General features: G+C 32.7%; 2 protein-coding genes. Both read right to left on the reverse strand.

Going from position 1 to position 1,561, the window contains the following annotated elements:
• Window positions 1–291: 291 nt before the first annotated feature.
• The gene (locus IP023_RS15730; RefSeq protein ID WP_241791355.1) at window positions 292–1,146 is read right to left on the reverse strand and encodes an IS3 family transposase; all 855 of its coding nucleotides are present in this window, start codon (window positions 1,144–1,146) and stop codon (window positions 292–294) included.
• Between the two features lie 41 nt (window positions 1,147–1,187).
• Window positions 1,188–1,499, reverse strand: a complete 312-nt coding sequence (locus IP023_RS15735; RefSeq protein WP_241791356.1) for a transposase — start codon at window positions 1,497–1,499, stop codon at window positions 1,188–1,190.
• Window positions 1,500–1,561 lie beyond the last annotated feature (62 nt).

Here is a 1,561-nt window from a genome sequence, read left to right on the forward strand (position 1 = left end):
TAATGGTGTAACTACATCAAAGATTTTATAATCCTTTTCATCTGCATTTTTATCTACCAATATATAGACAATACCAAATGCTAAAGTGAATAAAACAAATAGTACAGGAATTAATATATTGTTTGGTAATAATGATTTCTTTTGTTGGTTATCCATACTAAGCAATAATTGTGTTAGTTTGTTATTAGCACAAAGATACCCAATATTGATAACTTTTAAATTAAAATAAACTACATACATGTTTTGACCCCTATAAAACAAGAGTAATCTTTTAAATTTCGCTTGTTAAATTTATGCTACCAAATCCTTCTTTAGGATCAGGTGTTTATCTTTGTTCCATTTCTCCATTGGCGTAATTTTACCTAAAAGACCATGTAGTCTTTCATTGTTATAAAAATGAACAAAACGTTTTAATATCTGTTGGATCTGACCAAAGTTATTGTACTCAAATCGGGTAAATACTTCCTTCTTTAAAATACCATGATAAGCTTCTATATGTGCATTTTCTTCTGGAGTGGCTACATGAGTAAACTCTTGCTGAACACCGATTAGACTCAAATACTCTCGTACTTTTTTTGCTATAAATTGACTACCATTATCACTCCTAATAACTACGCTCTCAGGGTAATTATAGTCTTCAAATAACTGAGAAAGCAGTGCTATAACATGATTTTGCTTAATATTAAAGGAAAAATAATCTTTCAATATTCTACGGGTATGAACATCAATAACTGATAGTAAATACGCATTTTTACCTACATTGGGGATCCACACCATTTTGATATCCATCTCTATGCATTCCATTGGCTTATAGGTTTTTACTTTTCTGAATTTTACAAACTTACGCCCTGAACCACTTCTATTTATTCTATTCTCCAACTTGAGCAACCCCGCTTCTTTCATAATCCTATAGAGTTTCTTATGGTTGATATGGTACCCTGCTCGTTTTAAGTAATGTGTCATCAATCGATATCCACAATCGATAAACTCATGCTCCAGGATACTCTTGATCGCCTGGACAACAACGGATTGACAAACCATCCCTTCTGTTTCATGATACGTAAATTCAGAAGGACGGTTCCCTTTTTTACCATGATTTGATCTTCTATAATAACTACTCTCGACCATACCAACCATTTTTATCACCTTAGACTTACTGCACTTATGTTTCAGGCAAATAAGGTTAACTAAATCTTTCTTGGATCGGATGTCCCAAACTTTTTTTTTAAAAGTGCTCTTTGAACCTCTAATTCTATCTCTTTGTCACTAAGTAATTTACGAAGTATACGATTCTCTTCTTCTGCCTGCTTTAGCTCTTTACTTTTGGTATCATAAGTAACTTTTAAGCCGGCGTCACCTTGATTATCGTGCTTTTTCTTCCAGTTATAAAAAGTACCTGTGCTTACGCCATATTTACGACATGACTCTACAACACCTATGGCATCGCCACTAGATAAGATTTCTAGCTTTTCAGCTAAACTCCATTTCTTATATTTCATTATCTCAAATGTATTAATTTGAAATCTAAAATTTCACTCCGAACTTATTGGGGGCTAAATTA

The sequence above is a fragment of the Sphingobacterium rhinopitheci genome, from assembly GCF_022627575.1.
Lineage (GTDB): Bacteria > Bacteroidota > Bacteroidia > Sphingobacteriales > Sphingobacteriaceae > Sphingobacterium > Sphingobacterium rhinopitheci.